At 70.3% G+C, this 24,196-nt stretch carries 25 protein-coding genes and 2 rRNA genes; 17 read left to right on the plus strand and 10 right to left on the minus strand.

The features are described from left to right. Both ABZW60_RS36080 and rrf read left to right on the plus strand, forming a co-directional pair. Positions 1-80, plus strand: a 23S ribosomal RNA gene (locus ABZW60_RS36080); the annotation flags it as partial. Positions 81-221: 141 nt separating this feature from the next. Continuing rightward, positions 222-339 (plus strand): 5S ribosomal RNA (gene rrf, locus ABZW60_RS36085). A 978-nt stretch (positions 340-1,317) separates the two neighbouring features. Here rrf and ABZW60_RS36090 read toward each other — a convergent pair. Further along, a complete protein-coding gene (locus ABZW60_RS36090; protein WP_355484679.1) occupies positions 1,318-2,325 on the minus strand; it encodes a LacI family DNA-binding transcriptional regulator in 1,008 nt (335 codons plus the stop codon). A gap of 116 nt (positions 2,326-2,441) precedes the next feature. Between ABZW60_RS36090 and ABZW60_RS36095 the strand changes: the two genes are divergently transcribed. After that, positions 2,442-3,344 (plus strand): amidohydrolase family protein, encoded by a 903-nt coding sequence (locus ABZW60_RS36095; RefSeq protein ID WP_355484680.1) that lies wholly within the window; start codon positions 2,442-2,444, stop codon positions 3,342-3,344. Continuing rightward, positions 3,341-3,901 carry a cysteine dioxygenase family protein gene (locus tag ABZW60_RS36100; protein ID WP_355484682.1) on the plus strand — a complete coding sequence of 187 codons (561 nt, stop codon included), beginning with the start codon at positions 3,341-3,343 and terminating at the stop codon, positions 3,899-3,901. Before ABZW60_RS36095 ends, ABZW60_RS36100 begins: the two co-directional genes overlap by 4 nt. 47 nt (positions 3,902-3,948) lie before the next feature. Here ABZW60_RS36100 and ABZW60_RS36105 read toward each other — a convergent pair whose 3' ends face one another. Continuing rightward, positions 3,949-4,581, minus strand: coding sequence for a TetR/AcrR family transcriptional regulator (locus ABZW60_RS36105; protein ID WP_355484684.1), 633 nt, complete (start codon positions 4,579-4,581; stop codon positions 3,949-3,951). Positions 4,582-4,655: 74 nt separating this feature from the next. On the opposite strand from ABZW60_RS36105, the gene ABZW60_RS36110 reads away from it, so the two are divergent. Both ABZW60_RS36110 and ABZW60_RS36115 read left to right on the plus strand, forming a co-directional pair. Further along, the gene (locus tag ABZW60_RS36110; RefSeq protein WP_355484686.1) at positions 4,656-5,459 is read left to right on the plus strand and encodes a class I SAM-dependent methyltransferase; all 804 of its coding nucleotides are present in this window, start codon (positions 4,656-4,658) and stop codon (positions 5,457-5,459) included. Positions 5,460-5,487: 28 nt separating this feature from the next. After that, positions 5,488-6,366 (plus strand): bifunctional helix-turn-helix transcriptional regulator/GNAT family N-acetyltransferase, encoded by an 879-nt coding sequence (locus ABZW60_RS36115; protein ID WP_355484688.1) that lies wholly within the window; start codon positions 5,488-5,490, stop codon positions 6,364-6,366. On the opposite strand, the gene ABZW60_RS36120 is transcribed toward ABZW60_RS36115, so the two are convergent. Next, on the minus strand, positions 6,356-7,453 hold the full coding sequence (locus ABZW60_RS36120) for a TIGR03118 family protein (RefSeq protein ID WP_355484689.1): 1,098 nt from the start codon (positions 7,451-7,453) through the stop codon (positions 6,356-6,358). The two genes, ABZW60_RS36115 and ABZW60_RS36120, sit on opposite strands and share 11 nt — an antisense overlap. Positions 7,454-7,579: 126 nt before the next feature. Between ABZW60_RS36120 and ABZW60_RS36125 the strand changes: the two genes are divergently transcribed. Beyond that, complete coding sequence (locus ABZW60_RS36125; RefSeq protein WP_355484691.1) at positions 7,580-8,386, plus strand: PhzF family phenazine biosynthesis protein; 807 nt, start codon at positions 7,580-7,582, stop codon at positions 8,384-8,386. On the opposite strand, the gene ABZW60_RS36130 is transcribed toward ABZW60_RS36125, so the two are convergent. Further along, the gene (locus ABZW60_RS36130) at positions 8,383-9,003 is read right to left on the minus strand and encodes a hypothetical protein (protein WP_355484693.1); all 621 of its coding nucleotides are present in this window, start codon (positions 9,001-9,003) and stop codon (positions 8,383-8,385) included. The two genes, ABZW60_RS36125 and ABZW60_RS36130, sit on opposite strands and share 4 nt — an antisense overlap. A 248-nt stretch (positions 9,004-9,251) precedes the next feature. Between ABZW60_RS36130 and kdpF the strand changes: the two genes are divergently transcribed. The 7 genes from kdpF to ABZW60_RS36165 all read left to right on the plus strand — a co-directional run bounded on the left by kdpF (position 9,252) and on the right by ABZW60_RS36165 (position 17,866). After that, positions 9,252-9,341: a K(+)-transporting ATPase subunit F gene (kdpF, locus tag ABZW60_RS36135; protein ID WP_137256202.1), complete on the plus strand. Its 90-nt coding sequence runs from the start codon at positions 9,252-9,254 to the stop codon at positions 9,339-9,341. After that, on the plus strand, positions 9,341-11,002 hold the full coding sequence (gene kdpA / locus ABZW60_RS36140) for a potassium-transporting ATPase subunit KdpA (RefSeq protein ID WP_355484695.1): 1,662 nt from the start codon (positions 9,341-9,343) through the stop codon (positions 11,000-11,002). Before kdpF ends, kdpA begins: the two co-directional genes overlap by 1 nt. 71 nt (positions 11,003-11,073) lie before the next feature. Next, positions 11,074-13,089 carry a potassium-transporting ATPase subunit KdpB gene (kdpB, locus tag ABZW60_RS36145; protein WP_355485053.1) on the plus strand — a complete coding sequence of 672 codons (2,016 nt, stop codon included), beginning with the start codon at positions 11,074-11,076 and terminating at the stop codon, positions 13,087-13,089. Positions 13,090-13,102: 13 nt separating this feature from the next. After that, the gene (kdpC, locus tag ABZW60_RS36150; protein WP_355484697.1) at positions 13,103-13,720 is read left to right on the plus strand and encodes a K(+)-transporting ATPase subunit C; all 618 of its coding nucleotides are present in this window, start codon (positions 13,103-13,105) and stop codon (positions 13,718-13,720) included. Positions 13,721-13,732: 12 nt separating this feature from the next. Then, the gene (locus tag ABZW60_RS36155) at positions 13,733-16,300 is read left to right on the plus strand and encodes a DUF4118 domain-containing protein (RefSeq protein WP_355484698.1); all 2,568 of its coding nucleotides are present in this window, start codon (positions 13,733-13,735) and stop codon (positions 16,298-16,300) included. Beyond that, positions 16,297-16,974 carry a response regulator gene (locus tag ABZW60_RS36160; protein WP_134012015.1) on the plus strand — a complete coding sequence of 226 codons (678 nt, stop codon included), beginning with the start codon at positions 16,297-16,299 and terminating at the stop codon, positions 16,972-16,974. The genes ABZW60_RS36155 and ABZW60_RS36160 overlap by 4 nt, the downstream gene beginning before the upstream one ends. 49 nt (positions 16,975-17,023) lie before the next feature. Beyond that, positions 17,024-17,866, plus strand: coding sequence for a hypothetical protein (locus tag ABZW60_RS36165; RefSeq protein ID WP_355484700.1), 843 nt, complete (start codon positions 17,024-17,026; stop codon positions 17,864-17,866). Here the strand turns inward: ABZW60_RS36165 and ABZW60_RS36170 are convergent. Further along, on the minus strand, positions 17,863-19,284 hold the full coding sequence (locus tag ABZW60_RS36170) for an aromatic amino acid lyase (RefSeq protein WP_355484702.1): 1,422 nt from the start codon (positions 19,282-19,284) through the stop codon (positions 17,863-17,865). The genes ABZW60_RS36165 and ABZW60_RS36170 overlap by 4 nt on opposite strands. A 179-nt stretch (positions 19,285-19,463) precedes the next feature. Between ABZW60_RS36170 and ABZW60_RS36175 the strand changes: the two genes are divergently transcribed. Further along, complete coding sequence (locus ABZW60_RS36175) at positions 19,464-19,835, plus strand: nuclear transport factor 2 family protein (protein WP_355484704.1); 372 nt, start codon at positions 19,464-19,466, stop codon at positions 19,833-19,835. 61 nt (positions 19,836-19,896) lie between these two features. Here the strand turns inward: ABZW60_RS36175 and ABZW60_RS36180 are convergent, their stop codons facing one another. Both ABZW60_RS36180 and ABZW60_RS36185 read right to left on the minus strand, forming a co-directional pair. Then, positions 19,897-20,142, minus strand: coding sequence for a type B 50S ribosomal protein L31 (locus ABZW60_RS36180; protein WP_355484706.1), 246 nt, complete (start codon positions 20,140-20,142; stop codon positions 19,897-19,899). Further along, entirely contained in the window at positions 20,139-21,212 is a 1,074-nt protein-coding gene (locus ABZW60_RS36185) for a GTP-binding protein (RefSeq protein ID WP_355484708.1), read from the minus strand. The genes ABZW60_RS36180 and ABZW60_RS36185 overlap by 4 nt, the downstream gene beginning before the upstream one ends. A gap of 103 nt (positions 21,213-21,315) precedes the next feature. Between ABZW60_RS36185 and rpmG the strand changes: the two genes are divergently transcribed. Both rpmG and rpsN read left to right on the plus strand, forming a co-directional pair. Then, complete coding sequence (gene rpmG / locus ABZW60_RS36190; protein ID WP_355484709.1) at positions 21,316-21,483, plus strand: 50S ribosomal protein L33; 168 nt, start codon at positions 21,316-21,318, stop codon at positions 21,481-21,483. Then, a complete protein-coding gene (rpsN, locus tag ABZW60_RS36195; protein WP_355484711.1) occupies positions 21,483-21,788 on the plus strand; it encodes a 30S ribosomal protein S14 in 306 nt (101 codons plus the stop codon). The genes rpmG and rpsN overlap by 1 nt, the downstream gene beginning before the upstream one ends. 497 nt (positions 21,789-22,285) lie before the next feature. On the opposite strand, the gene ABZW60_RS36200 is transcribed toward rpsN, so the two are convergent. The 3 genes from ABZW60_RS36200 to ABZW60_RS36210 are packed head-to-tail and all read right to left on the minus strand — an operon-like array spanning position 22,286 to position 24,144. Next, positions 22,286-23,044: an IclR family transcriptional regulator gene (locus tag ABZW60_RS36200; RefSeq protein ID WP_355484713.1), complete on the minus strand. Its 759-nt coding sequence runs from the start codon at positions 23,042-23,044 to the stop codon at positions 22,286-22,288. Between the two features lie 15 nt (positions 23,045-23,059). Then, on the minus strand, positions 23,060-23,251 hold the full coding sequence (locus ABZW60_RS36205; protein ID WP_355484715.1) for a hypothetical protein: 192 nt from the start codon (positions 23,249-23,251) through the stop codon (positions 23,060-23,062). Then, complete coding sequence (locus ABZW60_RS36210) at positions 23,248-24,144, minus strand: GNAT family N-acetyltransferase (protein ID WP_355484717.1); 897 nt, start codon at positions 24,142-24,144, stop codon at positions 23,248-23,250. The genes ABZW60_RS36205 and ABZW60_RS36210 overlap by 4 nt, the downstream gene beginning before the upstream one ends. Positions 24,145-24,196 lie beyond the last annotated feature (52 nt).

The raw sequence follows: 24,196 nt of genomic DNA on the forward strand, positions 1-24,196 counted from the left end.
CCACTGGGTTGATAGGCCAGAAGTGGAAGCGCCGTAAGGTGTGGAGCTGACTGGTACTAATAGGCCGAGGGCTTGTCACACACCAACAAATACTTCTTTGTGGGTCGCTGGCTGCGCTACAAGTAACAGAAGGTTTCGCGTTCACTGTACGGTTCCCGGAATACGGTCAAACCCCAGCCGCTCGTGGCTTGTGTGTGTTTGATTTGATATTTCTATAGAGTTTCGGTGGCCATAGCGTCGGGGAAACACCCAGTCTCCATTCCGAACCTGGAAGTTAAGCCCGCCAGCGCCGATGGTACTGCGACCGGGAGGTCGTGGGAGAGTAGGACGCCGCCGGACATTCACACTGTTAAGGGCCACCCCACTAGGGGTGGCCCTTAACATTTCTATACCTAATCTCTGTACCTAAATTCTGTGCCCACATTTTTGTGCCGGCGCCTTCCCGCACGGCACGAGGCCCCAGCATCAGGCCGGGCCTGCAGCATCAAGCCGCGCCCGCAGCACCTGCCAGCGCACGAGCCGGGTCCTGGAGGTCGGATATGGCGCCGAGGGCTAGTATCCGCGCTGCGGGTTTGCAGCAAGACCCTGAGACACCATGGGTGGGGTCGTTGCGCGCGAGTCGCTGGGCTGGGTGCCCGAGCACCGTGCTGTGGCGGTCCGCCGGTGCCGATGCACTTCCGGCTCAGATCTTGGTGACGCGGGCCGTTGCACCAGGCCTCGGTGTGAGCAGACGTGGCGCCTGGACGCCCGCGCTGCGGGGTGAGGTGCGGCCGAGCCGCCGAGCCACCGCCGAGCCGCCGCCGAGCCGCCGCCGAGTCCAGGCGCGCTGCGGCTGAACTGCTGCCGAGCCGCGGGCGCGCTGAGCCGCCGAGCCCGCGGCTGAACTGCGGCCGAGCTCGGCTGAGCCGCGGGGGTGAGCTTCGGCTGAGCCGCGGGGTGAGCTGCGGTGACCTGCGGGCGGGCGGCGGGGTGATCTGCGGCCGAGCCGCCGCCGAGCTGCGGCGCGCTGGCGCCGAGCCCCAGGCGCGCTGCAGCTGAACTGCCGCCGAGCCGCAGGGTGAGCTTCGGCCGAGCTGCGGGGTGAGCCGCCGCCGGGCCCTGGGCGTGCTGCGGCTGAACTGCCGCCGGGCCGCGGGCGCGCTGTGGCTGAGCTGGCGCCGGGCTGCGGGCGCTGCGTGGGCGCCGGCGCCGAGTTGCGGGTGAGGCTGGCCGCATCGCATGCGGGGTCGTCCGGATCTTGGACGTCGGGTAGTAAGTGCAGTGAATTAGTTTAGTTTCGGTCGGGTGGAATCTGTCGCGTATCGGTGGCTGCCCTGTTCAGGTGGGTGGGGTGGCTACCGAGCCGCGTTCGATGAGGGTTGGCGTGAGGGTTGTGCGGCGGACTCGGCGGTTGGTGTCTACGGCCGAGGTCACGCGGGAGACGACGTGGCTGACCAGGTCGTCGAGGGGCCAGTGGAAGGTCGACAACGGCGGCGTGAGGAGCTGGGACATCGGCTGGTCGTCGTAGCCGAGCAGAGACAGATCCTCCGGGATGCGCAGGCCGAGTTCGCCGCTGGCGGCGTACACGCCGAAGGCCATCGAGTCGGCGAGGGCGAGAATGCCGGTCGGGCGGCCGTCGCCGGTGAGCAGGGAGCGGGCAACCTCGGTCGCGCCGGGCAGGTCGTGCGGGCACTGCAGGAGCCGGAGCTTCAGGCCGAGGTCGAGAGCCACGCGTTGTGCGATGACCTCGGCGGGGCGTTCGACCTCCAGGCGGCGGGTCGGGCTCAGGACGGCGATGTCGCGGTGGCCGGCGTTGGCGAGGCGGTGCAGCGCGGTGGTCACGCCGGTCTCGTTGTCGAGGATCACCTCGGACTTGGCTTTGGCGCCGGGCAGCTCGTCGCCGATCGCGATCACCGGGACCTCGCGGGCGATGTCGGCCCAGGCCTTCGCGGCCGGGTCGATCGGGATCACCACGATCGCGTCGGCGCGGTGGTCGACGAGGTGCTGGGCGAGCTCGAGCTGGCGACCGGCGTCGCCGGCGGAGTCGATGATCCAGGCGTTGCGGTCCGGGGCCAGGAGTTCGCGGCCGAGGGCCGCGGCGACGCGTTGCTGCCAGAGGTCCTCGAGCGAGGCGCACAGGACGCCGACCGAGCCGCTGCGCCCCGACGCGAGCGCGCGGGCGACCGGATCGGCCTGGTAGCCGAGGCGCTCGGCGGCGTCCTGGACCCGCTGACGGGTCTCGGGGGTGCCGTGCAGACCACGCAGTGCGTACGACACGGCGGCCATCGAGAGCCCGGTCTCGGCGGCGATGTCCTTGAGGGTTGGCCTCCGGCCGGTTCCGGACATGTCCAAGACCCTAACTCCCGCCGTGGACAGAAACTTGACAGACGCTCCTTTGAAGCGCTTCACTCTAACCATCCTGAAGCGCTTCAATCTGATCAAACCGGCGAGAGGAGGGCGCGATGATCGACGTCCATCAGCACCTCTGGCCGGAGGCGTTCGTCGACCGGCTCCGGGCCCGCCGCGAGCCGCCGTACCTCGACGGCTGGACGCTGCACTGCACGACCGAAGTGCCGTACGAGGTGGATCCGGCCGCGCACGAGCTCGGCAAGCGGGCCGCGATCGAGCAGGACGCCGGTACGGCGCTGGCCGCCGTCTCGCTGTCGAGCCCGCTCGGTGTCGAGGAGCTCGGCGACGCCGACCTGCTTGCTGCCTGGCATGAGGGTGCCGCTGAGTTCCCGAAGCCGTTCCGCGCCTGGGCTTCGGTGGATCTGCGAGAGCCTGACGTCGCAGGGCTGGAAGACCTTCTGGATAACGGCTTCCTGGGTCTGCAGCTGCCCGCCCACGTGCTCACGACGCCAGCCGGCTGGGAGGCCCAGGGTGAACTGCTGCGCGCCGTCGAGCGGCAAGGCAAGCCGATCCTCGTGCACCCCGGCAAGGCACGTTCGACCGAGGCGCCGGGGTGGTGGGCGCCTGTCGTCGACTACACGACCCAGCTGCAGGCGGCCTGGTGGGCGTGGCACGCGTTCGGCGGGCGACGCTCGTTCCCCGAGCTGCGGCTGTGCTTCGTCGCCGCGGCCGGCCTCGCGCCGGTGCATCACGAGCGGCTGACCGCGCGCGGCGGCCGGCTCGGCACCATCGACCCGAATCTGTACGTCGACACTTCGAGCTACGGCCCGCAGGGGATCGACGCGGTCGCGCGGGTCCTCGGCATCGACCAGGTCGTGCACGGCACCGACCGGCCGTACGCCGATGCCGCCGACCTCCGCCAGGGCGACGCCGCGACCGCGGTGATCCGCCACGACAATCCGTACCGGCTGCTGTTCGGCGCCGGTTCAGCTACTCCTGAGAGGGGAGTGCAGTGACTGCTCAGCCCATCGACGTTCCCGACGTCCCGGCGCGTCAGGCCAGCCGGCTCGTGGAGCTCAACAACTGTCTGTCGCTGGACGACCTTCCGGGGCGGGACCTGACGCCCGCGGAGCTGTCCGAGCTGGCGGCGTCGATCGCCGCGCAGCCGCACCTGTGGGAGGACCAGGTCGCGTACAGCGACGAGGAGCGGGTCTTCGCCTCGCTGCACCGGGACGCGAACGTCGACGTCTGGCTGATCTGCTGGACTCCCGTGAACGACACCGGCTGGCACGACCACGACGTCTCGTCCGGCGCGGTCGCGGTCGCCCGCGGCAAGCTCGTCGAGCACAACCTCGCGATCGGCACCGACTCGATCGAGACCGAGGTCGAGGCGGGCGACGTGTACGGCTTCGGCCCCGACCACATCCACCGCCTGACCGGCCTCGACAAGGGCAGCGTCACGGTTCACGCGTACAGCCCGCCGCTGTGGCGGATGGGGCAGTACTCGGTCAAGGACGGCGTGCTCCGCCGGGTCTCCGTCTCGTACGCCGACGAGCTCCGCCCCATCGACTGACGGAGCCACAACACCGAGGCCGGGCCCCTTCTGGGTCCGGCCTCGCGTCACGTGAGGCCGGTGCCGATGAAGGCCAGCGTCTGAGCCTCGATCCGGCGGAGGTCGGCCGCCGGCGCGTCGCGGAGCGGGCCCTGACCGGTGAGCACGGCCGTGCCGTGAACGATCGACCAGATCGGGTACTCGATGCCCTCGCGTCGTTGCCGGTCGAGAACGCCGGCCTCGACCAGTTCGTCGAGCGCATCACGGAGCAGGCCCAGCGGAGTGCGAGCATTCTCGGCGCCCGCGGCGTAGGCGTGCCGCTGCGGTACGGCGAAGGCCGTGGCGAACAGGCCGGGCTCCGCACGAGCGAACTCGAGGTACGCCGTTCCGATCGCGGCCAGCCGGCGTTGTGCCGCGCCGGGGTTCCCGCGCCCGCCGCGGACCCGGCCGATCCCGGCCGCCATCCGGTCGGCCAGCTCGTTCATCGCCGCGGTGCAGACCTCGGCGAGCAGCTCGTCGCGATCGGCGAAGTGCCGGTACGCCGCGTTCGGGACGACGCCGACCATCCGCGTCGCCTCACGCAGGACCACGGCGTCCGGCCCGCCGGTGCGCGCCAGCTCGATCCCGGCGGCGACCAGGCCGGCCCGGACATCGCCCCGCGGGCGCCGACGCCGCGGGGGCGCTACCTCCGGCTCGCTCATCGGCTCAGGATAACAATGTGGACACTGTCCACTTGCGCGAGCTAATGTGGACAGTGTCCACAAAGGGGGAGAAGATGACCGACCTCGCTATCCCGTACCGAACGGGCAGGGCCCGGACCGGCATCGAGCAGGCGCTCGTGGCCGCGGGCAAAGATCTGACCGACCTGCGAGCCGAGGATCTCGCGCTGCTGGAGGATTTCCACACGGGCGGCCGGCTTGCGACCGTCCAGCTGGCTGACCTGGTCGGCCTTACCGAGACCAGTGCGGTGCTGGATGCGGGTGCCGGTATCGGCGGTACGGCGCGCTATCTCGCCGCGAGGTTCGGTTGCGCCGTGACGGCTGCCGACCTGTCCGGCGAGTACTGCGAGATCGCCGACTGGCTCGATCACCTGGTCGGCCTGGAGGGCAAGATCGCCGTACGGCAGGCGGACGTGACCGCGCTGCCCTTCGACGACGCCTCGTTCCATGCCGTGTTCAGCCAGCATGTCCAGATGAACGTGGCCGACAAGGGTCGCCTCTACGGGGAGGCGAGGCGGGTTCTGAGCAGCGGCGGCCAACTGGCGTTGTGGGACATCACGGCCGGTGGCGGGGGCGAGCTCGACTATCCGTTGCCGTGGGCCGATGGACCCGGGCACACGCACCTCAGTACGCCCGCCGAGCTGCGCGACGCTCTCGAAGCAGCGGGTTTCACAGTCGAGCACTGGGTCGACCTGACCGAGCAGATCGGGCCCGTGATGCGGACGATCCAGTCGTTGCCACCCAGTCCGCTCGGCCTCCAGGCGTTCGTCCCCGACTTCCGCCGGCGTCTCGAGAACCTGACCGCGGCTCTGGGTGACGGCCGCCTCCGGGCGATCCAGGCGATCGCCCGGGCTCGCTAGCCGCGAGATATCTGACTAAAGTCAGAGAATGGATGTCGCGGAGGTCCGGCGGTTCAACCGGATGGTGACGCAACGCGTCGGGGCGTTGCAGGAGGACTACCTCGCGCGCGGCCGGCCGCTCGGGGAGGACCGGGTGCTGTGGGAGATCGGGGCCGCCGGGTGCGACGTGCGATCGCTGCGTGCTCGCCTAGATCTCGACTCCGGGTACGTGAGCCGGCTGCTGCGGTCGCTGGAACGCGCCGGGCTGGTCCGGGTCGAGCCGAGTACGGCGGACGCGCGGGTCCGGATGGCGCGGTTGACGTCGAAGGGACTCGCCGAGCGGCAGGTGCTGGACGAGCGTTCGGACCAGCTCGCCACCGCGATCCTGGAGCCTCTGAGCGAGGGCCAACGTCAGCGGCTGGTCGTGGCGATGGACGAGGTGACGCGGTTGCTGACGGCGTCGATGGTCCGGGTGGAGGTGATGGATCCACGGTTGCCGGCGGCGCAGTACTGCCTGTCGGAGTACTTCGCCGAGCTCGCGCGACGGTTCGACGCCGGCTTCGACCCGGCTCGCAGCATCTCCGCCGGCAACGCCGAGCTGACCCTGCCCGCGGGCTTGTTGCTCGTAGCAACGCTGCACGCGGAGCCGGTCGGTTGCGGCGGCCTGAAACTGCACGGCGACGAACCAGCCGAAATCAAGCGCATGTGGGTGTCTCCGGATGCACGCGGCCTGGGGCTCGGCCGCCGCCTGCTGTCCGAGCTCGAGCGTACGGCGGCTGCGCATCACGCACCCGCCGTACGCCTGGAAACCAACCACCACCTGACTGAGGCGATCGCGCTCTACCGCTCAGCGGGATACCAGGAAGTCCCGCCCTTCAACAACGAGCCCTACGCCCACCATTGGTTCGAGAAAGCGCTCATCGTCTGAGCTGGCCGAGCAGGCCGTGGGTTTCGTCGTCGGGGCCGGCGGAGAACCACAGGACGTCGGTGCCGCCGGTGGTGGCGGTGCCTTGGAGGAGGGCCCAGAGGCCGTCGATCGCCAGGGTCTTGCCGTTGGCGCCGCGGAGTTGGCCGGCGAAGTGATAGCCGCCGTACCGCCCCGGGCGGAACACGGTGATGTGGCCGTCGCCGAAGTTGCCGACGAGCAGCGTGCCGGTCGGCAGACCCCAGGCGGCCGGGGCCAGGGCGAGACCCCACGGAGCGTTCAGCGTGCCGCGGGACGCGACGCGGGTGATCAGCTTGCCGTCGACCGTGTACACGTCGACGAACCCGCGACCGGGGCCGGCGATCTCGTCGTCCGTCTTCGGGTCGAGCAGCGCGTAGGCGACGAAGATGCGTCCGTTCAGCGTCTGCACGTTGAAGGGTGCGTAGCCCCGAGGCAGCCGGACGTCGCGGAACGCCCAGCGCGGCAGCTTCACCGGCTGGAACGAGCTGTCGAAGACGTCGATCCGCTTCTGCGCGAAGTTGGCGGCGTACAACCGGTCCCCTGATCCGGTCGTCGCGAGCGCCAGCCCTTTGTAGTTCGCGCCGGGTGTCGTGGCCTTGATCTCGGCCGGGCCGATCAACGCGTCGACCTGTGGACTCCAGGCGGCGATCTGACCGGTCTCGGTGGCGAAGATGAACCGGGCCGGCGCGCTGGTGGTGCCGTTGCTGAGTACGAAGCCGGTGCCCGGATTCGACACCTGCCCGGTCGGCGCCGGCAGCGTCACCCGGACGGTGGGCACCTTGGTCGCGGTGCTGGAGCCCGGTGCGGACGAGTACAGCGTGGACGAGTCCGTACCGTTGTTCGACGACCACAACGGGGTGGTCGCGCCGAGCGACAGGCCCCACGGGTTGACGAGGTCGGCGTCCTGGAGCGCGGCCTTGCCGGCTTGGTCGGAGACCAGGTTGACCTGTTGTACGGCGAGTGGCGGACGGGACCGGTGTGCGTCGGCGGTGGCCGGCGCGATCAGCGCGAGACCGCTGACCAGCGCGGTCACGACCGCGAGCGGACGGCCTTTCGAGCGCAGTGACATGACACTTCCCCCTCGATAGGTATGCGGGACACCAGTCGATACGTCCCGTACGCCGAAGCGGTTCAAGGCCACTCGGCGGGAAAGTGGTTATGGAAGCGGCCCGGCTGGACTCGTTAGCGTCGGGGGATGAGGATCCGCGTGGTTGATGCGTTCGCCGACCGGCCCTTCACCGGAAATCCGGCCGGGGTCTGTGTGCTCGAGGCCGGGGAGTGGCCGGACGAGGACTGGATGCGGTCCGTGGCGGCCGAGATGAAGCACGCCGAGACCGCGTTCGTCCGGCCGTCGGCGGGGGCCGCGGCGGAGTGGGACCTGCGCTGGTTCACGCCGACGAAGGAAGTGGTGCTCTGCGGGCATGCGACGCTGGCGACCGCTCACGTGCTGGCGGCGGACGGGAAGGTGTCCGGGAAGACGTCGTTCGCGACGTTGAGTGGCGTGCTGGTGGCGGATATCGCCGAGGACGGGATCACCCTGGATTTCCCGGTCAACCGGCCGATCGAGGTCCCTGTTCCGGACGGGCTCGCGGCCGCGCTGGCGGTGGAGCCCGGCGAGGTCTACGTCACCGGCGAGCTCCGTGACCTGCTGGTCGTCGTCCGTGACGAGTCCACGGTGCTCGCGGCGGTACCGGACTACGACGCGATCGCCGAGATCACGCAGCGCGACAGCCTCCGCGGGCTGATCGTGACGGCACAGGGGTCCGAGTACGACTTCGTGTCGCGCTTCTTCGCGCCCGCGAGCGGGATCCCGGAGGACCCGGTGACGGGGAGCGCGCACACGAGCCTGGCGCCGTACTGGGCCGAGCGCCTCGGGCGGGACGAGCTGGTGGGTTACCAGGCGTCCGCCCGAGGCGGTGTCGTCCAGGTCGTACCGGCCGGCGACCGCGTCTACCTCAAGGGCCGGGCCGTCACGGTGCTGGACGGTGAGCTACTGCTCTAGGCCCAGGTCTCGGCGTGGGTGGCCACGCCGTTCGGGGCGATCAGTTCGGTGACGACGTCCTCGGCGTCCGCGTCGAGCGGCTCGAACGGCGCCTCGGGGACGACGTACGCGCGGGCGCCGGCGACCATCTCGATACCGGGCAGCTCGAACCAGGCCTCGCCGACCTCACGGCTGATCTCGTAGATCGCCTGCTCGGCGGAGTCGACCGGCTCGCGGTCGCCGGACTCGTCCAGCTCGGCCGGGTGCCGCTCCTGCGCGGCGCGACCGGCCTCCAGCAGCGCGTCCAGGTCGACCACGCGCAGGTCGAACCGTGAGACGACGCTGATCGCCTGGTCCTGCTCGACCTCCTCGTCCTCGTCGTCGACCGTGTCGTCGAGCAGCAGCGGCGCCGTACCGGTGTGTTCGAAGACCGCGTCGTTCCAGTCCTCGACCACGCCCTCGAGCGCGGCGTTGTGCTCGAACAGCGTGGTGTGGTCCTCGTCGCCCGTCATCGCGAGCAGCGCGTCGGTGTGTGCCTGGAGCCGCTCGGCGAGCTTGCGGCTCGCGTCGGCGAGCGCGGTCCGGGTCTCCGCGGAGAAGAACTGCTCGGCGGGGGCGGGGATGTCCAGTTCAGTCACGTGCGTGTTCTTCCCTCATCTGTCGACTGATGTGCCAGGCGTAAGTATGTGAGAAGCCTGTGAGAGCTGTGTCAGCGGGTGTGAGAGCCCTGCGAGAACCCTCCTGACCGGGCAGCTAGCGGTGTCCAGTTGAACCCATGAGCACCTTCATCGTGAGGTCGGGTCGTCATGGGTGACGTCGTCTACCTCGCACTCACCGTCGTCGTGTTCGCGGCCGTCTGGTTCGCGCTGCGCGGAGTGGAGAAATTGTGAGCGCCGAGAACATCGCCGGCCTGGTCGTGGCCGCTGCTCTGGTCCTCTATCTGATCGCCGCCCTGATCTTCCCCGAGAGGTTCTGATGTCCGACACCGCGGCCGGCCTGTTGCAGGTCGGCCTCCTGATCCTGTGCCTGGCGGCGGTCTACCGGCCGCTGGGCGGGTACATGGCTCGCGTCTACACCTCCGACAAGGACCTGCGGGTGGAGCGGGCGACGTACAAGCTGTTCGGCGTCGACTCGAAGGCCGACCAGACCTGGGCGGTCTACGCCCGGTCGCTGCTCGCGTTCTCCGCGGTCAGCGTCGTCCTGCTGTACCTGCTGCAGCGGCTCCAGCACTGGCTGCCGTTGTCGCTCGGGCTGCCGAACGTCGAGTCCGGGCTGGCGTTCAACACTGCCGCGTCCTTCGTCTCGAACACCAACTGGCAGAACTACGTGCCCGAGGCGGTCATGGGCCACCTGGTCCAGTTCGCCGGTCTCGCCGTCCAGAACTTCCTGTCGGCGGCCGTCGGCATGGTGGTCGCGGTCGCGCTGATCCGCGGGTTCGCCCGTGCGAAGACCGACCGGCTCGGCAACTTCTGGGTCGACCTGACCCGGACCACGCTGCGGATCCTGCTGCCGATCGCGGTCGTCGGCACCGTCGTGCTGGTCGCGACGGGTGTCGTCCAGAACTTCTCCGGCGGGCACGAGGTCACGTCGGTGGTCGGCCAGACCCAGCACCTCCCGGGCGGCCCGGTGGCCAGCCAGGAGGTCATCAAGGAGCTCGGCACCAACGGCGGCGGTTACTACAACGCCAACTCGGCGCACCCGTTCGAGAACCCGAATCCGCTGTCCAACCTGTTCGAGATCTTCCTGCTGCTGGTCATCCCGGTGTGCATCACCCGGACCTTCGGCCTGATGGTGAAGGACAAGCGGCAGGGGTACGCGATCCTCGGCGTGATGGGCACGCTGTGGGCGGCGTTCACGTTCTCCGCCACGTTCTTCGAGAACCAGGGAGCCGGTACGGCGACCCAGGCCGCGGGCGCCGCGATGGAGGGCAAGGAGACGCGCTTCGGCGAATGGGCGTCGGCGCTGTTCGCGACCTCGACGACGGGTACCTCGACCGGCGCGGTGAACTCGATGCACGACTCGTACACCGCACTCGGCGGCGGGACGACGCTGTTCCACATGATGCTCGGCGAGGTGTCGCCGGGCGGCACCGGCACCGGGCTGTACGGGATGCTGATCCTGGCGATCCTCACCGTGTTCGTCGCGGGCCTGATGGTCGGGCGCACCCCGGAATACCTGAAGAAGAAGATCACCGCCCGCGAGATGAAGCTGGTCTCGATGTACATCCTCGCGACGCCGACCGTCGTCCTGGTCGGCGCCTCGATCGCGATGGGACTCGCGGTGGCGCGGGCCTCGATCCTCAACACCGACAGCCCGCACGGGTTCTCCGAGGTGCTGTACGCCTTCACGTCGGCCGGTAACAACAACGGCAGCGCGTTCGCCGGACTGAGCGGGAACATCCCGTTCTACAACACTGCCCTCGGCCTGGTGATGCTCCTCGGCCGGTTCGTGCCGATCGTGCTGGCGCTGGCCCTGGCCGGGTCGCTCGCCCAGCAGCAGCCGGTCCCGGTGACCCAGGGCACGCTGCCCACCCACAAGGCCTTGTTCGTGACGATGCTCGTCGGCGTCGTCGTGATCGTGACCGGCCTGACCTACTTCCCCGCACTGACTCTCGGACCCCTCGCGGAGGGACTGTGACCACGCTGACCATCCCACCCACGCCGCCCGTCGCGAAACCGGCGGCGGCCCCGAAGAAGGCGCCGTCGGGCCTGTTCGACCCGAAGATGCTGCTCACCTCGCTGCCGGACGCGCTGCGCAAGCTCGACCCGCGGGTGATGGTGCGGAACCCGGTGATGTTCGTGGTCGAGGTCGGCGCGGTCGCGTCGACGATCTTCGCCGTCACCGACTCCAGCGTGTTCGTCTGGTGGATCGTGGTCTGGCTCTGGCTGACCGTGATCTTCGCGAACCTCGCGGAGGCGGTCGCGGAGGGCCGGGGCAAGGCCCAGGCCGAGACGCTGCGCCGCGCCAAGACCGAGACGACCGCGCGCCGGCTGACGGCGGACGGCGACGAGGAACAGGTCCCGGCCACCCAGTTGGGGCTCGGCGACCTGGTCGTCGTCGAGGCCGGACAGATCATTCCCGGCGACGGTGACGTCGTCGAGGGTGTCGCGAGTGTGGACGAGTCGGCGATCACCGGCGAGTCGGCGCCCGTCATCCGCGAGTCCGGCGGCGACCGCAGCGCGGTCACCGGCGGCACGAAGGTGCTCTCGGACCGGATCGTCGTGAAGATCACCACCAAACCCGGCGAGAGCTTCATCGACCGGATGATCGCGCTCGTCGAGGGCGCGTCGCGGCAGAAGACGCCGAACGAGATCGCGCTGAACATCCTGCTGGCGAGCCTGACGATCGTGTTCCTGATCGCGACCGTCACGCTGCCGACGTTCGCGAACTACGCGCACACGAACCTGAGTCTGGTGATCCTGGTGGCCCTGCTGGTCTGCCTGATCCCGACCACGATCGGCGCGCTGCTGTCCGCGATCGGGATCGCGGGTATGGACCGGTTGGTGCAGCGCAACGTGCTGGCGATGTCCGGCCGCGCGGTCGAGGCCGCCGGGGACGTGAACACCCTGCTGCTGGACAAGACCGGAACCATCACGCTGGGGAACCGGCAGGCGGCCGAGTTCATCCCGGTGGACGGCGTGTCCGACACAGAGCTGGCCGACGCGGCGCAGCTGTCCAGCCTCGCCGACGAGACGCCGGAGGGCCGGTCCGTCGTCGTACTCGCGAAGACCGGGTACGGCTTGCGCGAACGGCACACCGGGGAGTTGCCGCACGCAACGTTCGTGGAGTTCACCGCGCAGACCCGGATGAGCGGCGTGGACGTCGACGGCCGGCAGGTCCGCAAGGGCGCCGCAGGTGCGGTGAACACCTGGATCACCCGGCACGGCGGTACGACGGACCCGCGGCTCGGCGAGATCGTCGACGGCATCTCGGCCTCCGGCGGCACCCCGCTGGTCGTTGCCGAGAGCATCGACGGGACGGCCCGTGCGCTCGGCGTGATCCACCTCAAGGACGTCGTCAAGGAAGGGATGCGGGAGCGTTTCGACCAGATGCGCGCGATGGGCATCCGGACCGTGATGATCACCGGCGACAACGCGCTGACCGCGAAGGCGATCGCCGACGAGGCCGGGGTCGACGACTTCCTGGCCGAGGCGACGCCCGAGGACAAGATGGCGCTGATCAAGAAGGAGCAGGAGGGCGGTCGCCTGGTCGCGATGACCGGCGACGGCACCAACGACGCTCCGGCGCTGGCCCAGGCCGATGTCGGGGTGGCGATGAACACCGGGACGTCGGCGGCCAAGGAGGCCGGCAACATGGTCGACCTCGACTCGAACCCGACCAAGCTGATCGAGATCGTCGAGATCGGCAAGCAGCTGCTGATCACCCGCGGTTCGCTGACCACGTTCTCGATCGCGAACGACGTGGCGAAGTACTTCGCGATCCTGCCGGCGCTGTTCGCGGCGGCATACCCCGGGCTGGACAAGCTGAACATCATGGGCCTGCACTCGCCGCAGTCGGCGATCGTGTCGGCGATCGTGTTCAACGCCCTCATCATCGTGCTGCTGGTGCCGCTGGCGCTGCGCGGCGTCCGGTACCGGCCGTCCTCGGCGTCGGCGATGCTGCGCCGCAACCTGCTGGTGTACGGCGTCGGCGGCCTGATCAGCCCGTTCGCCGGGATCAAGCTCCTCGACCTGGTGATCTCGCTGATCCCGGGTCTGCGCTGAAAGGTAGTTGTCGATGACAAGCAGTTTCCGCCGGTTCGGCGTAGCGGTCCGAGTGCTCTTGTTCTTCACCGTGGTGCTCGGTATCGCCTATCCGCTGGTGATGACCGGCGTCTCGCAGGTGCTGTTCCACGGGAACGCGAACGGCTCGATCGTGAAGGTCGACGGCAAGGACGTCGCCTCGGACCTGATCGGCCAGGTGTACACGATGGACAGCGGCAAGAAGGACTCCGACGGCGAGCCGATCATGGTCGCCGACCCGAAGTGGTTCCAGACCCGCCCGTCCGCGAGCGACTACGACGGGGCCGCCAGCGGCGGGTCGAACCTCGGCCCGAACAACGCGGACCTGGTCGCCGCGGTCGACGAGCGGCGCCAGGCGGTCGCGGCGCTGGAAGGCGTCGCCCCGGCCCAGGTCCCGCCGGACGCGGTCACGGCCAGTGGCAGCGGTCTCGACCCGGACATCAGCCCGGCGTACGCCGCTCTGCAGGTCGACCGCGTCGCGCGGGAGCGGGGCCTGTCGGTGGCGAAGGTGCAGGAACTCGTCAAGGAGAGCACGGAGGGTCGCACCCTCGGCTTCCTGGGTGAGCCTCGCGTGAACGTCGTGAAGCTCAACAGCGCTCTCGCGGCACTCTGAGAGCATGGGCGTATGAGCAGGAGCGGCCGCGGGCATCTGCGGATCTATCTGGGGGCCGCGCCCGGCGTTGGGAAGACCTACAAGATGCTGGGCGAGGGCCGTCGCCGGCATGCCCGGGGCACCGACGTCGTGGTCGGCCTGGTGGAGACCCACGGCCGCAAGTACACCGAAGAGATGCTCGACAGCATGGAGACGGTGTCGCGGCGGATCCTCGACCACCGCGGCGCCAGCTTCACCGAGATGGACCTGGACGCGGTCCTGGCCCGGCGGCCGGAGGTCGCGCTGATCGACGAGATGGCGCACACCAACGTCCCGGGCAGCCGGAACGAGAAACGCTGGCAGGACATCGAGGAGCTGCTGACCGCCGGGATCGACGTGATCTCGACGCTGAACATCCAGCACCTCGAGTCGATCAACGATGTGGTCGAGAAGATCACCGGCGTACCGCAGCAGGAAACAGTCCCGGACCGGGTGGTCCGGGCCGCGGACCAGATCGAGCTCGTCGACATGACGCCGGAGGCGCTGCGCCGGCGGATGGCGCACGGCAACATCTACGCCGCCGACAAGGTGGACGCTGCCCTGGGCAACTACTTCCGAGTCGGCAACCTGTCCGCGCTGCGGGAGCTGGCGTTGCTGTGGCTCGCCGACCGGGTGGACGCCGGCCTGCAGCAGTACCGTGCCCAGCACGACATCGACTCGACCTGGGACACCCGGGAGCGGGTCGTGGTCGCGCTCACCGGCGGCCCCGAGGGGGAGACGCTGATCCGGCGCGCCGCCCGGATCGCCGCCCGGTCCGCCGGCGGTGACGTGCTGGCTGTGCACGTCGCGCGCTCCGACGGCCTGACCGGCGCGAACCCGACCAAGCTCGCCGAGCAGCGCAACCTGGTCGAGAAGATCGGCGGCACCTACCACCAGGTGGTCGGCGACGACATCCCGGCCGCGCTGCTCACCTTCGCGCGCGCGGAGAACGCCACCCAGTTGGTGCTCGGCGGCAGCCGCCGCTCGCGGCTCGGGTCGCTGTTCACCGGCCCGGGCATCGGCGCCACCACGATCCGCGATTCCGGCGACATCGACGTCCACCTCGTCACCCACTCGCAGATGGGCCGCGGCCGGCTGCCGCGGCTGCGTGGCGCGCTCTCCCGGCGCCGCAAGATCCAGGGTTTCGTGCTGTCGATCGTCCTGCCGCCGCTGCTGGCGCTGTTGCTCGGCCTCGGCGGTGACACGCTGAACCTGACGAGCAACGTGCTGGCGTTCCTGTTCGCGGTGGTCGTGGTCGCGCTGGTCGGCGGCATGTGGCCGGCGATGGTCACCGCGATCGGCGGTTCGCTGGTCCTCAACTACTTCTTCACCCCGCCGACGCGGACGTTCACGATCGCCGAGGTCAACAACGCGCTCGCGCTGGCGATCTTCGTGATGGTCGCGGCGATGGTCAGCTCGGTCGTCGACCGCGCGGCCCGCCGTACGAGGCAGGCGGCCCGGGCGGCAGCGGAGTCGGAGACGCTCGCGACGCTGGCCGGGTCGGTCCTACGGGGCGAGACCGCGCTGCCCGCCCTGTTGGAGCGGGTCCGCGAGGCCTTCGGCATGACCGGGGCGTGCCTGATGGAGCGTGTGGACGACGACGAGCTGACCGAGGTCTGGCGCCCGGTGGCGTCGGCCGGGACGCTCACCTGCACCCGGCCGGAGGAGGCCGACGCGGAGATCCCGGCCCGCGACGACCTGGTGCTGGTGCTGCAGGGCCATCAACTGGAGGCGGACGAGCGGCGGCTGGTCGGGGCGTTCGCGGCCCACGCGGCGGCCCTCGTCGATCGGGCCCGGCTAAGTGAGGCCGCCGCCGAGGCGAAGCCGCTGGCCGAGGCCGACAAGCTGCGTACGGCGCTGCTGCGGGCCGTAGGCCACGACCTGAGGTCTCCGTTGGCGTCGGCGAAGGCGTCGGTGACGTCGCTGCGCAGCGATGACGTGGAGTGGAGCGAGTCCGAGCGCGAAGAGCTGCTGGAGACCGCGGACGAGTCGCTCGACCGGCTCTCGCGGCTGGTGGACAACCTGCTCGACCTGAGTCGGCTGCAGGCCGGCGTACTGCCGGTCTTCACCCGGCCGATGGCGCTCGACGAGATCCTCCCCGGCGTACTGTCCGAGCTGGGCGACGACGCCGACCAGGTGACCGTCGACGTCCCGGACACGCTGCCGCTGGTCGAGGCGGACCCGGCACTGCTCGAACGCGTCGTGGCGAACTTGCTCGCCAACGCGATCCGCTACTCGCCGCCCGGCCGGGCCCCGCTGATCACCGGGAGCGCGCTCGGCGACACCGTGGAGATCCGGGTGGTCGACCGCGGCCCGGGGATCCCGCGGGCGGACCGGGACCGGGTGTTCGCGCCGTTCCAGCGACTCGGCGACACCGACAACACGGTCGGCGTCGGGCTCGGCCTGGCGCTGGCCCGGGGACTCGCCGAGGCGATGCACGGCACCTTGCAGCCCGAGGACACCCCGGGTGGTGGACTGACCATGGTGGTCGCCATCCCGACGGCGACTCTCCGCCCCGACGCACCGGTGCCGGGCGCCCGCGAACGATCGGAGCAGGAGTGACGAGAGTCCTGGTGGTCGACGACGAGCCGCAGATCGTGCGGGCGTTGCAGATCAACCTGAAGGCCCGCGGGTACGAGGTGCACCTGGCCGGCACCGGTACGTCGGCGTTGAAGGTCGCCGCGCAGCATCCGCCGGAGCTGGTGATCCTCGACCTCGGGCTGCCGGATTTCGACGGCGTCGACGTGATCCGCGGGCTGCGCGGCTGGACCGACGCGCCGATCCTGGTGCTGTCCGGGCGGACCGACCAGACCGACAAGGTCGAGGCGCTCGATGCGGGCGCGGACGACTACGTGACGAAGCCGTTCGGGATCGACGAGCTGCTGGCCCGGATGCGCGCCGTACTCCGCCGCAGCAACGTCGCCCAGGACCAGCCGGTCGTCACGGTCGGCGGCGCCGTCGTCGACCTGGCCGCCAAGCGCGTCACGCTGGAGAACGGCGAGGACATCCGCCTCACCCCGACCGAGTGGCACCTCCTGGAGGTGCTGGTCCGCAACCCCGGCAAGCTGATGTCCCAGCGCCAGCTCCTCACCGAGGTCTGGGGCCCCGGCTACGAGACCGCCGGCGGCAACCTCCGCTTCTACATGGGCCAGCTCCGCCGCAAACTCGAACCCGACCCGGCCCGCCCGAAACACCTGCTCACCGAGCCCGGCATGGGCTACCGCTTCGAGCCCTGACGTCCGATTCGTTCAAGACCTGCCGGCGCGGATGGGTCAGGGTGGGGGCATGGACATCTTCACGGCAGGACGGGACTTCGTACGGCGCGACGCTCGGGTGCTCGAGCGGCGGCTCTTCGCCTCGGTGTTCGAGGGGGCCGACCCGCAGGGGGTGGTCGACGCGTTGCGGGGCTTCCAGAACGCCGACGGCGGGTTCGGGCAGGGGCTGGAGCCGGACAAGCGGTGTCCGGACAGCCTGCCGCTGGACGTGGAGGTCGCGTTCGACACGCTGCTCGCGGCCGGTGCGCGCGACGACGACATGATCCGGCGGGCGGTCGACTGGCTCGACTCGGTCGCGACCCCCGACGGCGCGGTGCCGCTGTGTGGTCCGGCGGTCGAGGGGTACCCGCGCGCCGAGCACATCACTGAGTGGACCTACCAGCCCGGCATCAACCCGACCGCGGGCCTGGTCGGCCGGCTGCACAAGCTCGGCGTCGAGCACCCGTGGCGCGACAAGGCCGGCGCCTGGTGCGCCGCCGAGCTGGCGAACGGGTTCCCGGAGGACGCGCACGGCCTGCACGAGGCGCTGGAATTCCTGGAGCACACTCCCGACGTGGACCTCGATCGCGTGCGCGACTGGCTGCCCAAGCTCCAGTGGTTCCGTGCCGACGCCGCGGACCCGACGTACGGCGTGACGCCGTTGCAGTTCGCGCCGACGCCGGACAGCTTCTGGCGCCCGCTCTTCACCGAGGCCCAGCTCGAGGCCCACCTGGACCGCCTGATCGAGGACCAGCAGGACGACGGCGGTTGGGCGATCACCTGGGAGCCGCCGGGCCCGGCCGCGACCCTCGAGTACCGCGGCATCGTGACCGTCGGCGCCCTGCGCACCCTGAAGGCGTACAACCGGATCTAGCCGGACTCCGCCGGGTGCTCGACCTGGCGGTCGCCCCACTGGGTGAGGAGCCCGCGGGCGATCTCCAGGTCCTCCCGGAGCGAGCGGTCGGCCAGGTCGCCCGGGAGGGCCGCCAACGCGTCCGCCAGCCACGGGCCGACGGCGGCCGGGGCGAGGTCGTCCGGCGTCAGGCCGGCCAGGCGGATCGCGCGGACGGCCGTGACGAGTTCGCTGGCGATGACCTCGCGGAGGGCGTCGAGCAGCTGCTTGGTGAGTACGGCGGCCTGCGGGGCGAAGCTGGCGTGCAGCTCGGCGCCGCGCGACAGGGTCGCCGTACCGAGAGTGGCCGGCTGCGCCGCTGAGCGGACCGCGGCGAGGGCGTCGTGGGCGACGTACTCGATCATCATCACGCCCGAGCTCGCCTCCGCCCCGCTGGCCAGGAACCGGCTGAGGCCGGTGTAGTCCGGGTCGACCAGGTTCGCCACCCGGGTGGTCGACAGGGTCGCGACACTGTGCAGGCTGAGCCGCAGCGAGTCCAGCGCGAGCGCGATCGGCATCGCGTGCCAGTTGCCGTTGTGCAGCACGGTGTCGCCGGCCACCAGCGGGTTCTCCGCGGCCGCGTTGATGTCGATCCGCACACTGTTGCCGAGGGCATCGGAATGGTCGACGGCCGGGCCGAGGACCTGTGCGAACGCCCTGAGCCCGAACGGATCCTGGACCCGCGCGGGCGCGAGCGGCAGGTCGTCGAGCAGTTCGCGCATCCGGCGCGCGACCCGCACCTGGCCGGGCTGCGGACGGGCCTCGTGCACGCGAACGTCGTACACCTCGGCGTTGCCGCGCAGCGCGACATGGGACAGGGCGCCGACCAGCGGTACGACGTTGATCAGCGTGGACGCCTCGACGTACGCCAAGCAGCATTCCGCGAGCGTGAACGCGTTGCTGGACAGCAGGGGGAGCGCGCTCGTCCCGTCGATCACGTCGCCGAGCGCGAGGCCGAGCTCGGCGAGCGGGCCGAGGTCGCCGGTGCCGATCGCGCCGCCGCGGTGCAGGTTCGGCAGGACGTCGTCGTTGAGCAGGTCCACGATCGCGTCGGCGACGGCCGGCTCGAGCCCGGATCCGCCCGCGGCGAGCTGGTTCACCCGGATCAGCAGCCCGAGCCGTACGACGTCCTTCGGGTACGACGTCGTACCGGTCGTGGAGTGCGACCCGAGCAGCCGCGCGCCGTGTTCCGGGTCGGACGTCAGCACGTCCCGGTTCGCCCCGACGCCCGTGGTCCGCCCGTACACGGGCCGCCGCCCGGCCACGTCGGCGACCACCTGCGCGGACTCGTACATCCGCTTCCGGGCGTCATCGCTGAGCCGCACCGCCGTGCGCCGCTGCCCGAGCGCGACCGCCTCCAACGGCGACAGCCCGGCGCCCGTGAGCTCCACCGGTTCCATGCGCACAGTGTGATCCGCCCACCCGCTGTCCGACAGCACCGCCGCCGATCGGCCGTCTCGCATCCGAGACACGTCCGGCGTGGGGAGGATCGCGTGCCGAATCGGGCAGCAAATCCTCCCCAGACCTGTGGAGCAGGCGCCGCGCCCGCGCGGGCTCCGGCCGGGTGAGAATCGGGTGCATGACAGTCAAGGACGAAGTACGCGCCGAGGCAGCGTCGTCGGACGCGGTGCTGATCGGCAACGACGCCGAGCTGATCGCGAGCTGCTGGACCGACGACTGGGTGGCCGTCGACGCCACCGGAGTCACCTCCAAGGCCGACATCATCGGCTGGATCGCGTCAGGCCGGCTGCAGCATCACACGATGACCACTGTCGGCGGCGAGCGGCTCGCCCGGGTGGGCGACACCGTCGTCCTCACCGCCCGGAAGGCGAGCTCCGGCACCTGGGACGCGACGCCGTACGAGATCGAAGAGTGGATCAGCCAGGTCTACGTTCGCTCGGATGGTCGCTGGCTGCAGGCGTTCTGCCACAAGGCGACGGTTGCTGCTTGAGTGGCAAGCAAACAGCCCGTCACCCTCGGTGGGGGTGACGGGCTGGTGGTGTTGCCAGGGTTTACGACTGGCCGTAGCGCTTCTTGAACTTCTCCACGCGGCCCTGGGTGTCCATCACGCGCTGCTGGCCCGTGTAGAACGGGTGGCTCGCGGACGAGATCTCGACGTCGACGACGGGATAGCTGTTCCCGTCCTCCCAGACGACGGTCTCGGTGCTCTCGCGGGTCGAACCGGTGAGGAAGCTGAAGTTGCCGGACTTGTCCCGGAAGACGACCCGGCGGTAGTCGGGGTGGATGTCCTTCTTCATGCTGCGGTACTTCCTTCCAAGTAGGGGGCGAACGGATCGGTCAGGGGGTGGACCGCTTCGTCCGCACGCAGGACACAACCGTCGAGGCGCTCGCGTAATTCCCGCTCGTCCAGATCAGGGCCGGTGAGGGACAGGTACGACGCGCGGTCGCCGTGTTCGGGGTGCCATTCGAGGGCCGACCGGGTCTGGTGCTGCTGCCCGACACTCGCCCAGCGGTCCGCCGGGAGGTCGGCGAGCCAGGGCCCGAGGATGCCGATCGAGATGTTCGTGCCGAAGCTGTCCCAGCTCAGCCGGTTGCGGTGCTGTGTCGCGATCCAGAGCGTGCCGCGCCCGCGGACCGTGCCGGCGACCAGGTCCTCGAGGGCGTCGTACAGCCGCTCGGGGTGGAAGGGTCGGGTCGACTGCCAGACCAACGTGTGTTCTGACGGTGCGGCGATCGAGCCCGGCTCGACCTTGGGAACACTCTGGTGGAGGCCGAGCAGCCCGGCCGGTGTGGTCCTGACCAGCAGTTGCGGGTTGATCGCCGGCAGCAGTCTGCGGACCGTGTCGTCCTCGCTGCTCAGGACAGCGGCGTTGGCGGACTCCAGCTGCCGTACGACGACCTCGGCGATCGCGCGGCCGTCCTCGGCCGCGGTCGGGATGCCTCGCTCGCGGATCAGCTGGTCGCCGGTGAGATCGGCGGTCACGGTGCTCGTGTCGACGGTGGTGACGACGGCGTCGACGGCCAGGTCGGTGTCGTGGTCGATCTCGGTCGCGATCGCGTGCGTGTCGCCGGCCGCGGGGACGTTCACGATCGCGACGCCGTAGCGCTCGACGGCGGCGATGCTCGCCAGCAGTTGCACGAGCGAGCCGCGCATCGCGCAGGAGACGCACGGGTGGTCCATCGTGATCACCTCGCGGTCGATCACCCCCGCGGCGGCCCGGGCCGTGCGGACGACTTCGCCGCCGGCCAGCCTGCTCACGTCGTACTCCACCAGGACACCGGCAGGCCCGGCGGCGGCCAGCAGATTCCCCGCCGCGGCGCCGCGGAACCCGTCGTCGAGCCCCGTCAGCAAGGTCACCGGCAGCATCGACTCTCCTGTCTTGTTGAAAACGATAACCAGTACAAAGTACCCTGACGGGCGGAATAGCCGCCACCCGGCCGGCGTTCAGCTGAGTAAGAGAAAGGACAGCATGGCCAAGCGCAACGACCTCCGCCCGATCATCAAGCTCCGCAGCACGGCGGGCACCGGCTTCACCTATGTAACGCGGAAGAACCGCCGGAACAATCCCGACCGGATCGTGATCCGCAAGTACGACCCGAAGCTCCGCGAGCACGTCGACTTCCGCGAAGAGCGCTGATGGCGACCACGGCGAAGATCGCCCGCAACAACCAGCGCCGGAACACCGCCGCCCACTACTCCGAGCGCCGGTCCACGCTGAAGGCGATCATCGCCGACCCGCGGTCGACAGCCGCTGAGCGCGCCGACGCCCAACTGAAGCTCCAGAAGCTCCCCCGAGACGCCAGCCCGATCCGCATCCGCAACCGAGACGTGGTCGACGGGCGACCCCGCGGCTACATCGGCAAGGCAGGCATCTCCCGCATCCGCTTCCGCACCATGGCCCACCGAGGCGAACTCCCCGGCATCACCAAGTCCTCCTGGTAACCGAGCCACGCAGCCCCCTCCGATCCAGATGGACCGGAGGGGGCTCCTGCTTTGCCGGGATCCGGCGCGGTCTGGCTGCTTGTCGTGCGGTGGTGGCTCGACACCCGTCGCGTCCCACAGGCGGTTCCTTTAGGTTGGCCAGCCCGCCAGCCCGCCAGCCCGCCAGCCCGCCAGCCCGCCAGCCCGCCAGCCCGCTTGCCCACCGGCCTGTCCGCCTGTCCGCCTGCCCGCCGGGCGTTTCACGCCATACGCCGGCCAAGCACGCACCCGCGCGCCAGCGCGAACCCGCGCGCGCCAGCGCGCAACCCGTCGGCGCCAGCCGACAACTCCCGGCGGCAGCCGGAACCCCCCGGCGCTAGCCGGAAGTGGATGGTCCGGCGCTAAGCCGGGGGTGGGTGGGAGCGTGTGGAGTGGACGCGCTGAGGAGCGGAGCGACGAGGTAAGCGGCCGCGTAGCACGCGTGGGTTTGACTACCCCCACGTCTACCACCTCCAGTACTACCCGTGCAGCCGCCTGGTGAGCGCCTTCGCGGCAAGCCGGATCTTGTGCGCCAGGCCAGGCCGGTCCGCGGTGGGGACGGTGTCGGTGCGGAAGGTGACGCTGATCGCGGCTACCGGATGGCCGGCATGGTCCACCGCGGCGCTGGCGACGGACGCCACACCGGGGGTGATGAACGAGTCTTCGACCGCGTACCCCTGGCGTTTCTCGTCGGCCAGCAGGCGGCGTAGCTGGGTGAGGGTTTGCGGGCCGAAGTCGGTGCGGCGGACGAAGGACTCAGGGGTGGGGAAGAGGGCCCGCACCTGCGCAGGCGGGAGCTCGGCGAGCAGGGCGCGGCCGGACGCCGTGAGTGTGGCAGGCAGGCGTACGCCGACATCGGTGACCAGCGTGACCGGCCGTGGCGGCTGTTCCTTGAGCAGGTACACCAGCTCCCGCCCGTGCAGCACGCCGAGATGCGCCGTCTGCCCCACCTCGTGCACCAGCTGCGCCAGCAACGGCCGCGCCAGCCGCTCCAGCGGATCATGCCGCAGATAAGCGGACCCGATCTCGAACGCCGCCACCCCGAGCCCGTACCGCTTCTCCTCGGGCAGATGGACGACGAAACCCTCGTCGATCATTGCCCGCAGCAAGTGGTACGTCGACGAGCGCGGCAGCCCGACCGCGGACGCGATGCGCTCCATCGGTACCGGTCCCGGCTGGGTGGCCAGGAACGTCAGCACACGCAACGTGCGGGTCGACGCGGGAACGTTGCCGCTCACAACGGCAGCGTAACCTCACACGCTCGACGAGTCCCGCTTCTTCGCGCGGTTGCGGCGCAGCCAGAACCGGAAGCACTCGCCGGCGATCGCGACCGCGAACAGCCCGCCGGCCACGCCCCAGTCCATGAAGCCCGGCCCGGACACGAGGTATCCGATGACGAGCGACAGCACCAGGAAGAACGTCAGCGAGGTCGCGAGCCGCTTCACAGCGCCTTCTCCGCGGTCCACGCGCCCGAGGTCTCCCGGTAGCCGAGCCACTGGTTCACCGCGAGCATCGGCTCGTTCGCCGCGTCGTTCCCGGTCGACGCGACCGTGAACCCGGCGTCCCGCGCCCGGGCGAGTGCCACGGACTTCACCACCTTCGCCAGCCCGCGGCCGCGCGCCGAGGGGATCGTCCCGGTCAGGTTCGACCAGATGAGTTTGCGGTCCGGGTCCGCGGTCGTGGTCACGAACGACAGCACCTGATCCCCGTCGAGTACGGCGATGCTCAGGTCGTACCTCGTGTCCGGGTTCTCCCACGACGTCCGCACCCATTCCTCGTACGCCGGTCCGCCCGACAGCCCGCTCGGGTCGTCGTCGCGGACCTGGACCTCGGCGTCGTAGAGCTGCCGTGGGTCGAGTTCGTCGTACGTCGTCACGCGCAGCCCGTCCGGAGCAGCGAGCGGCTCACGCGCCGTGGTCAGGTCGGCGGCGGAGTGCGACATCCGCCGGCCGATCGTGAATCCGCGCTGCGCGGCGAAGGCCTTCGAATCGTCGTCGTCGGCCACGACCGCGAGCAGTCGTCCGGCGCCGAGTTCCACGGCCCGCTCGGTGATCGCGGCGAGCAACGCGCTGCCGATTCCTCGGCGGCGGTACTCCGGAGGCACCTGGATCGTCACCCGGACCCGCGGCGCCGCGGCGTCCGGCGGCGGCAGATAGATGTTCGCGTACCCGACGACGTCCGGCCCGTCGACGGCGATCAGCACCTCGAGGCTCCGGCCGTGCCGCAGCTGCAACTCGATCGCGCGCGCGGTCTTCACCAGTTGCGGCATCACCGCGGCCCAGACCCGGGCGACCCCGACCGCATCCTCCGGCCGCGCCGTCCGGATCTCGAACACCATGGCAGGACTCTACGGCTACCGAGGGTCGCCAACCCTGTCTCAGATCCGAGAC

It is taken from the genome of Kribbella sp. NPDC003557 (genome assembly GCF_040610805.1).
Taxonomy (GTDB): domain Bacteria; phylum Actinomycetota; class Actinomycetes; order Propionibacteriales; family Kribbellaceae; genus Kribbella.